Here is an 8,396-nt window from a genome sequence, read left to right on the forward strand (position 1 = left end):
CGGCGCAACCCGCTGACCCCTTGCCGGCGGATGCGCTGCCGGGCCAGCCGGCGCCGATGGCGCTGCGCCCGGCCTTGCAGCGCCTGCAGGTGCTGCTGCAGGCCGACGACCCGGCCGCCGTGGACCATCTGCAGCAAAATAGGCCGGTGCTGGAAAGTGCGTTGGGCGTGGCGTTCGCCGCGCTGGAAGCGGATACCCGGAGTTTCGAGTTTGAGCGGGCCTTGGACACGCTGCATGCCGCGGCGCAATCGGACCTCGACGGGTCCGAGCCTTCACCAGGCGGGGCCGCATGACAGGACCACCCCATGGACATTCCCCATTTCTATGCCGACGAGTCCCTCTTTGTCGAAAAACCCATCGCCACCGTGCTGGTGGTGGACGACACGCCCGACAACCTCACCCTCATGGGCACGCTGCTGCGTGACCACTACCACGTCAAGGTCGCCAACCAGGGCGAGAAGGCCTTGCGGATCGCGCAGTCGTCCCCGCCGCCCGACCTGATCCTGCTGGACATCATGATGCCGGGCATCGACGGCTACGAGGTCTGCCGCCAACTGAAGGCGCATCCGCAGTCGCGCGACATCCCGGTGATCTTCCTCACCGCGCGCTCCACCTCGGACGACGAGCGCACGGGTCTGGCGGCCGGTGCGGTGGACTACATCACCAAGCCCATCAGCCCGCCCATCCTGCTGGCGCGCGTGCACACCCATTTGGCGCTGAAGGCCACCGCCGACTTCCTGCGCGACAAGAGCGCCTACCTGGAGCGCGAGGTGGCCATGCGCACGCTGGAAGTGCAGGCCATCCAGGACGTGACCATCATGGCCATGACCTCCCTGGCCGAAACGCGCGACAACGAGACGGGCAACCACATCCGCCGCACGCAGCTGTACGTGAAGGCGCTGGCCGAGCACCTGCGCCTGCACCCGCGCTTCGAGCAGACGCTGACCGAACGCATGATCGAGCTGCTGTACAAATCGGCGCCGCTGCACGACATCGGCAAGATCGGCATCCCCGACCGCATCCTGCTCAAGCCCGGCAAGCTCACGGTGGAAGAGTTCGAGGTCATGAAGACGCACACCACGCTGGGCCGCAATGCCATCGAGGACGCCGAGCGCCGCCTGGGCATGCGCGTGGCCTTTCTGAGCGTGTCCAAGGAGATCGCCTACAGCCACCAGGAAAAGTGGGACGGCAGCGGCTATCCGGAGGGCCTGGCGGGCGATGCCATTCCCGTCTCGGCCCGGCTCATGGCGGTGGCCGACGTGTACGACGCGCTCATCAGCAAACGCATCTACAAGCCCGCGTACTCGCACGAGCAGGCCTGCGCCACCATCGTGCGGGGCCGCGGCACGCATTTCGACCCCGACATGGTGGATGCCTTCGTGGACCTGGCCGACGACTTCCGCCACATCGCGCTCAAGTACCCCGACCCGGAATAGGCCCACACGGGCCACGGGCCCGAAAAGAAAAAAGGGACTGCCGCTCGGCCCGTGGGCCGCAGCGGCAATCCCTTCGCGCGGGCGCTGCCGGTCAGCGGGCGCCGGTGGCGGCTTCGCCGTCCTCGGCCGGGGTGGCCGGCACCACGTCGTCCAGGCCGTCCGTGGGCAGCGAGAGGTTGGCCGCCGCCTGGCGCACGGCCGCCTTGTCGCCGGCGCTGGCGAACTGGCTGTACTTGGTGAGGATGGGCACCAGCTGGCCGTAGATGCGCGGTGCGCCGGCCAGGCATTCGCGCTGCTCCAGGAAGTCCGCCTCGCCCGTGAAATTGCCGACCAGGCCGCCGGCCTCGGTCACCAGCAGCGAGCCGGCCGCCACGTCCCAGATCGACAGGCCGGTCTCGAAGAACGCTTCGGTGTAGCCCGCGGCCACGTAGGCCAGGTCCAGCGCGGCGGCGCCTGGGCGGCGCAGGCCGGCGGTGCGCTGCATCACGTCGGCCATGATGTTCAGGTAGTTCTTGAAGTTGTCGCCCGGGCGGAACGGAAAGCCGGTGGAGATCAGGCATTCCTTGAGCTGCGTGCGCTTGGAGACGCGGATGCGGCGCTCGTTCAGGTAGGCGCCGCGGCCCTTGGTGGCGGTAAAGAGGTCGTTGCGGGTCGGGTCGTAGATGACGGCCTGCTCGACCTTGCCGCGCACGGCCAGCGCGATGCTCACGCAATAGACCGGAAAGCCGTGGATGAAGTTGGTGGTGCCGTCCAGCGGGTCGATGATCCAGACGAACTCCGAATCCTTCGCGCCGTACTCGCTGCCCGATTCCTCGGCCAGGATGCCGTGGCCGGGGTAGGCCGTGAGCAGCGTCTCGATGATGGCCTTTTCGCTCGCGTGGTCCACCTCGGTCACGAAATCGTTGATCTGCTTTTGCGAGATCCGCACGGATTCCACGTCCAGGGCCGCGCGGTTGATGATGGCGCCGGCGGCGCGTGCGGCCTTGATGGCCACGTTGAGCATGGGGTGCAGATTGGTCGACATTGGATTGTGGCGTGGGCCGGGCGCGCGGCAAGGGCGGCCTGGCGGTTCAGGAACGGGGAATGGCGCCCCGGCGATGCGGACGGCGACAATGAGCGCGCGATTTTACCCGTACTGCCTTTTTTCACCGACCGCGCGCCATGAAGACCCGTTTCATCCTCCTCCACACCAGCCATGCCGGCAACGTCGGCGCCGCCGCCCGCGCCATGAAGACCATGGGCTTCGGCGACCTGGTACTCGTCGCCCCGCGCTGGGCCAACGTGCTGCGCCGCGAGGAAACCATCCAGCGCGCCAGCGGCGCCTTGGACGTGCTGGAGAACGCGCGCATCGTCGCCACGCTGGACGAGGCCCTGGACGGCATGAGCCACCTGTGCGCCACCGCCATGACCCCGCGCGACTTCGGCCCGCCCACGCGCTCGCCGCGCGAGCATTTTGAGTTGCTATTGAAAAGTGAGCAACATGCCATAAAAGAACATGTGCTGGAGCCCGATTCGGCTCCCACTCCCACTGCGGAGGCCGGCGTGGCCTTCCTGTTCGGCAGCGAGCGCTTCGGCATGGCCAACGACGACGTGTACCGCTGCCACGTGGCGCTGTCGATTCCCACCAACCCGACCTTCGGCTCCCTCAACCTGGGTGCGGCCATCCAGGTCGTCGCCTACGAATGGCGCCTGGCACTCGGCGGGTTCGCCGCCGCCGACGGAGCGGCGGCCGCAGCACCCGCCATCGAGCGGGCCGATGCCGCGCAGGTGGCCGGCATGTTGGCGCACTGGGAGCGCGCGCTGGTGGACATCGGCTTTCTAGACCCCGCCGCGCCCAAGAAGCTCATGCCGCGCCTGAACCAGTTGTTCAACCGCGCGCAACTCACGCCCGAGGAAATCCACATCCTGCGCGGTGTCGCCAAGGCCATGACCGGCGCCGCGCAGGCAAAGCGCTAGACTCGGCGGCTCTTTTTCCGCTGCGCCCCCACGCCCCACCACCCCATGTTTGCCCGCCTGCGCTCCGACGTCCAGTGCATCCTCGACCGCGACCCCGCCGCGCGCAGCACCTGGGAGGTGGTCACCTGCTACCCCGGCCTGCACGCGATCTGGCTGCACCGTCCGGCGCACTGGTGCTGGCGCCACGGCCTGCCGTGGCTGGGGCGCTTCATCTCGCATTTCGCGCGCTGGATGACCGGCATCGAGATCCACCCGGGCGCCAGGATCGGCGAGCGCGTCTTCTTCGACCACGCCATGGGCGTGGTGGTCGGCGAGACCGCCGAGATCGGCGACGGCTGCACCATCTACCAGGGCGTGACGCTGGGCGGCACCTCGCTCTACAAGGGCGCCAAGCGCCACCCGACGCTGGGCAAGGACGTGGTGGTGAGCGCCGGCGCCAAGGTGCTGGGCGGCTTCGAGGTGGGCGACGGCGCCAAGATCGGCAGCAACGCGGTGGTCATCAAGCCCGTGCCGCCAGGCGCCACGGCCGTGGGCATCCCGGCCCGCATCATTCCCTCCAAGGCCGGCCAGAGCGCCGACGTGACCGAGCCGCAGGCCGCGCGCCCCTTCACTGCCTACGGCATCACGCAGGAAGACGATCCGCTCTCGCAGGCCATGCGCGGCCTGATCGACAACGCGTCGTCGCAGGAGCACCAGATCGCGCTGCTGTGGCAGGCCATCGAAAAGCTTTCGGCCAACCCGCAGGCACCGGCCAAGGACTGCGTGCCCTGCGACGCGGCGCGCGAGGAGCAGTTCCAGGCGGACAAGCTCAACGAGCTGGTGGGAAAGTAGCCGGCGCCTTGGCCGGTGGCCGGTGGCGGCCCCGGCTTCGATGTGCAAGCCAAAAAGGCTTGCAGCACAATAAATACTAGGGCGTTATGCTATAAAAAATATAGCATCAGCGCCGCACGGCCGATTTCGGCCGGAACGCCTTGCACACCGCGTCGTGCGTTTCCAGGTACGGCCCGCCGATCAAATCGATGCAGTAGGGCACCGCGGCGAAGATGCCCGGCACGATCTGGCTGCCGTCCTCGCCCCGCAGGCCTTCCAGCGTTTCCGCAATCGCCTTGGGCTGGCCCGGCAGGTTGACGATGAGCGTGCTGCCGCGCACCACCGCCACCTGGCGCGAGAGGATGGCCGTGGGCACGAAGCGCAGGCCGATCTGGCGCATCTGCTCGCCGAAGCCCGGCATCTCCTTGTGGGCCACGGCCAGCGTGGCCTCGGGCGTCACGTCGCGCAGGGCGGGGCCCGTGCCGCCCGTGGTCAGCACGAGGCTGCAGCCGGCGGTGTCGGCCAGCTCGATCAGCGTGGCGCTGATGGTGGCCTGGTCGTCGGGGATCAGCCGGGGCTCGAAGGCGATGGGGTTGCGCAGCGCGCGGGTAAGCCAGTCCTGCAATGCGGGCAGGCCCTTGTCCTCGTAGACGCCGGTGCTGGCCCGGTCGCTGACGGAGACGATGCCGATGCGCACCGGCTTGAAGCCGCCGGTCGCGGCAGGTGCCACGGCCTCAGGCATCGCGGCCGGTCTCTTCGTGGCGGGCGTGGGTGGCCGCGTCTTCCATCTGTTCGCGCACGAGCTGGAACAGCTCGCGGTAGGCGCGGCCCTTGCGCGGGGCCAGGCCCTCGGACACCTGCACGTTCGCGGTCTTGCCCTCGGGCTGCGCATCCTTGCGCGCCTGGCGGATCAGCGCGCGGATCTGCTGCGTGTCGGTGCGCGGAAAGCGCTCCAGCCAGTCGGGCAGCGCGGCGTCGTCGGCGATCAGCCGGTCGCGCCAGCGCTCGGAGGCGTGCAGCGCGAGCTTTTCAGCGGCCGAGCCGTTGTGCTGCTCGTCCAGCGCGGCCTGGGCGGCGGCCACGGCGGCGGGATCGAGCTGGCGCATGATCTTGCCGACGTACTGCATCTGGCGGCGCTTGCCCTCGAAGTTGGTGATGCGCCGGGCCTCGGCCAGCGCGTCGCGCAGCTTCTCGGGCAGCTGCAGGCGTTCCATCAGGTCGGCGCGCAGCGTGAGCAGGTCTTCGCCGAGCTTCTGCAGCGCATCGCTCTCGCGCTTCAGGTCGGTCCGGCTCGCTTCGTGCGTGCCTTTGAGCTCGGCTTTCAGTTCGATGTCCAGCTCGCTGCCTTCGGCAACAAACTGGCCTCGCACGTAGTAGCCTTTTTTGGGTTTGCGTGACATGGTGGGGGCAATGGGAGGGGCACGCGTGTGCCCATACAGGCTTCGGCACCTTGGCGCCGAAGGCGGCAAGTATCATAGCCGCCGATATGAATACACCCAGCCCACGCGCCGCCGGCGCCGCCCCGAAGACACCCGACAGCGGTTTCAGCTACACCCGCCCGTTTTTCGAAGACCTCGTGGACCGAGCCCTGGCGCACGCCAAGAAGCTGGGCGCCACCGACGCCGGCGCCGAGGCCTCCGAGGGCTGCGGCCTGTCGGTCAGCGTGCGCAAGGGCGAGCTGGAGAACGTCGAGCGCAACCGCGACAAGTCGCTGGGCGTGACGGTCTACATCGGCCACCGGCGCGGCAACGCCAGCACCTCGGATTTTTCCAGCGCCGCCATCGAGCAGACCGTGCAGGCCGCCTACGACATCGCCCGCTTCACTGCCGAAGACCCGGTGGCCGGCCTGCCGGACGAGGCCGACATCGCCCCCGAGGACTCGCACCGCGAGCTGGAGCTGTTCCACCCCTGGGCCATCACCAGCGAGGAGGCCGCGCGCATCGCCATGGAATGCGAGGCCGCCGCGCTGCAGACCAGCCGCCGCATCACCAACAGCGAAGGCGCGGGCGTATCGGCCCAGCAGAGCCACTTCTTCAGCGCCCACACGCGCGGCTTTCGCGGCGGCTATGCCAGCTCGCGCCACAGCCTGTCGGTGGCGCCCATCGCCGCGCTGCCCGGCAAGAATGCCGACATGCAGCGTGATGCCTGGTACAGCTCCATGCGCGATGCGCGCGAGCTGGCCGCGCCCGCCCAGGTGGGCCGCTACGCCGCCGAGCGCGCCCTGAGCCGCCTGGGCAGCCGCAAGATCCCCACCACGCAGTGCCCCGTGCTGTTCGAGTCGCCCCTGGCGGCCGGCCTGTTGGGCGGCTTCGTGCAGGCCGTGAGCGGCGGCGCGCTGTACCGCAAGAGCACGTTCCTGCTCGACTCGCTGGGCAAGCAGGTTTTACCGAAGCACATCGACATCCTGGAAGACCCGTTCATTCTTCGCGGCAAGGGCAGTTCGCCCTTCGACGACGAAGGCGTGCGCGTGGCGCCCCGCAAGGTGGTGGATGCCGGCCGCGTGGAGGGCTACTTCCTCTCGAGCTACTCGGCGCGCAAGCTGGGCATGAAGACCACCGGCAACTCGGGCGGCTCGCACAACCTCACGCTCACCTCGCGCCGCACCCGTGCGGGCGACGACCTCGACGCCATGCTGAAAAAGCTGGGCACTGGCCTGTTCGTGATCGAGCTGATGGGGCAGGGCGTGAACTACGTGACGGGCGACTACTCGCGTGGCGCCAGCGGCTTCTGGGTGGAGAACGGCCAGATCGCCTACCCGGTGCATGAGATCACCATCGCCGGCAACCTGAAGGACATGCTGAAAGGCATTGAAGCCGTGGGCGCCGATGCCTACAACTACGGCGCCAAGACCGTGGGCTCGATCCTTGTGAACCGCATGAAGGTGGCGGGCAGCTGATGCAACACGCAGCGGTGCCGAAAGCACCGGCCCCAACAAAAAACCCGCCAGCGGCGGGTTTTTTGTTGGGCTGAACGAAAGCCGATCAGCGCTGGCGGCGCAGGCGGGCGATGCCGAACATGCCAAGCAGCGAGGCCATCAGGATCAGGCCCCATTCGGACACCGTGGGAATGGGCGATGCCGTCACCGCGGCCGCGGCCATCGCGTAGCTCACGGGGGCGTTGTTGGCCGTGCTGCGCGAGGTGTCGGTCACGGTCGATGTCAGGCAGGTATCGGTCGCGCCGCTGTTGCCCGTGCCCGTGTTCTGGCAGCCGGAGTTGTGGGTGGAGGTGCTGGTGGCGCCGGAGACGATCACGGCCGCGAAGCGGTCCGCCGTGGTGTGCGGTGCGGTGCCCGTCATCCACAGCACGGCCTGCATCAGGTTCACGTTCGTGATGTTGCCGGAGGCGTCCGTGGAGATGCGCAGCGTGTTCAGACGGGCGTTGGGGTCGGTGGAGGCCACGGTGTCCAGGCCGCTGGAGAAGCTGTAGGAGGTGACGGTCGAGCCGATCTCCAGGTTGCTGGCGCTGGCGGGCAGGTTACCGGCCGTCGTGAACGTGCCGGTGACGTTGTTCGTGGTCAGGTAGTTGGCGCACAGGCTCGCGGGCGTCGTGGTGCAGTTCGTGTAGTTCTGCAGGCTGGCGTAGTTGCCGGTGCTGTTGATGTTGACCGTGGCTCCGAACGACGTGCCTGCCGCCAGGGGAGCACGGTGCCCAATAGGATTTTCCTCATAGCCGCCTCCAAGTCCCCCGTCTCCCCGGCGGGCCGCAGCGCGCCCACACCCTCCACCGAGGGGACCCTTCAATACGCGGCACCCGCCTGCGGAGGCACCGCCGCTGGCCCGCCGAACTGCGCGCGCAGCTTGCGTGCCGCGCCGACGAACATCAGCACGTCCACACCCACCGCCACGAAGGTGCAGCCCAGGTCCAGGTAGCGCTGCGCCAGCACGGGATCGGAGGTGAGCGTGCCGGCGGCCTTGCCGCTGGCGATGATGGTCCGCATGGCGCCTTCGATGGCGGCCTGCACGTCGGGGTGGCCGGGGTTGCCGCGGTGGCCCATGGACGCGGCCAGGTCGGCCGGGCCGATGAAGACGCCGTGCACGCCGTCCACCGCGCAGATGGCGGGCAGGTTCTGCAGCGCCGTCACCGTTTCGGCCTGCACCAGCAGGCAGACCTCGTCGTCGGCCACCTGCAGGTAGTCCGTGCGGCTGTTCCACTGCGACACGCGGGCCACGGCGCTGCCCACGCCGCGCGTGCCGT

The 8,396-nt window shown here is 68.7% G+C and carries 10 protein-coding genes; 5 read left to right on the forward strand and 5 right to left on the reverse strand.

Going from position 1 to position 8,396, the window contains the following annotated elements; genetic code table 11:
- Both AC27IQ_RS15550 and AC27IQ_RS15555 read left to right on the forward strand, forming a co-directional pair.
- The coding region (locus tag AC27IQ_RS15550) for a hypothetical protein (RefSeq protein ID WP_487089991.1) at positions 1-293 on the forward strand (293 nt) is incomplete at its 5' end.
- Positions 294-305: 12 nt separating this feature from the next.
- Positions 306-1,436, forward strand: a complete 1,131-nt coding sequence (locus tag AC27IQ_RS15555; protein ID WP_284427742.1) for a response regulator — start codon at positions 306-308, stop codon at positions 1,434-1,436.
- 91 nt (positions 1,437-1,527) lie between these two features.
- Here AC27IQ_RS15555 and AC27IQ_RS15560 read toward each other — a convergent pair whose 3' ends face one another.
- The gene (locus AC27IQ_RS15560) at positions 1,528-2,460 is read right to left on the reverse strand and encodes an inositol monophosphatase family protein (RefSeq protein WP_284427743.1); all 933 of its coding nucleotides are present in this window, start codon (positions 2,458-2,460) and stop codon (positions 1,528-1,530) included.
- A gap of 137 nt (positions 2,461-2,597) precedes the next feature.
- Between AC27IQ_RS15560 and AC27IQ_RS15565 the strand changes: the two genes are divergently transcribed.
- Both AC27IQ_RS15565 and cysE read left to right on the forward strand, forming a co-directional pair.
- Positions 2,598-3,392 carry an RNA methyltransferase gene (locus AC27IQ_RS15565; protein ID WP_487089992.1) on the forward strand — a complete coding sequence of 265 codons (795 nt, stop codon included), beginning with the start codon at positions 2,598-2,600 and terminating at the stop codon, positions 3,390-3,392.
- A gap of 45 nt (positions 3,393-3,437) precedes the next feature.
- Positions 3,438-4,223: a serine O-acetyltransferase gene (gene cysE, locus AC27IQ_RS15570; protein ID WP_284402731.1), complete on the forward strand. Its 786-nt coding sequence runs from the start codon at positions 3,438-3,440 to the stop codon at positions 4,221-4,223.
- A 106-nt stretch (positions 4,224-4,329) separates the two neighbouring features.
- On the opposite strand, the gene mog is transcribed toward cysE, so the two are convergent.
- Together mog and yjgA are read right to left on the reverse strand one after the other, a co-directional pair.
- The gene (mog, locus tag AC27IQ_RS15575; protein WP_487089993.1) at positions 4,330-4,944 is read right to left on the reverse strand and encodes a molybdopterin adenylyltransferase; all 615 of its coding nucleotides are present in this window, start codon (positions 4,942-4,944) and stop codon (positions 4,330-4,332) included.
- A complete protein-coding gene (yjgA, locus tag AC27IQ_RS15580) occupies positions 4,937-5,602 on the reverse strand; it encodes a ribosome biogenesis factor YjgA (RefSeq protein ID WP_284431525.1) in 666 nt (221 codons plus the stop codon). The genes mog and yjgA overlap by 8 nt, the downstream gene beginning before the upstream one ends.
- 86 nt (positions 5,603-5,688) lie before the next feature.
- Between yjgA and pmbA the strand changes: the two genes are divergently transcribed.
- Positions 5,689-7,098: a metalloprotease PmbA gene (pmbA, locus tag AC27IQ_RS15585; RefSeq protein WP_487089994.1), complete on the forward strand. Its 1,410-nt coding sequence runs from the start codon at positions 5,689-5,691 to the stop codon at positions 7,096-7,098.
- Between the two features lie 85 nt (positions 7,099-7,183).
- Here the strand turns inward: pmbA and AC27IQ_RS15590 are convergent, their stop codons facing one another.
- Complete coding sequence (locus tag AC27IQ_RS15590) at positions 7,184-7,942, reverse strand: IPTL-CTERM sorting domain-containing protein (RefSeq protein ID WP_487089995.1); 759 nt, start codon at positions 7,940-7,942, stop codon at positions 7,184-7,186.
- Positions 7,939-8,396, reverse strand: a 458-nt coding sequence (locus tag AC27IQ_RS15595; RefSeq protein WP_487089996.1) for an aldolase/citrate lyase family protein, incomplete at its 5' end; no start/stop codon positions are given. The genes AC27IQ_RS15590 and AC27IQ_RS15595, both read right to left, overlap by 4 nt.

The sequence above is a fragment of the Acidovorax sp. KPB24-07 genome (assembly GCF_057543315.1).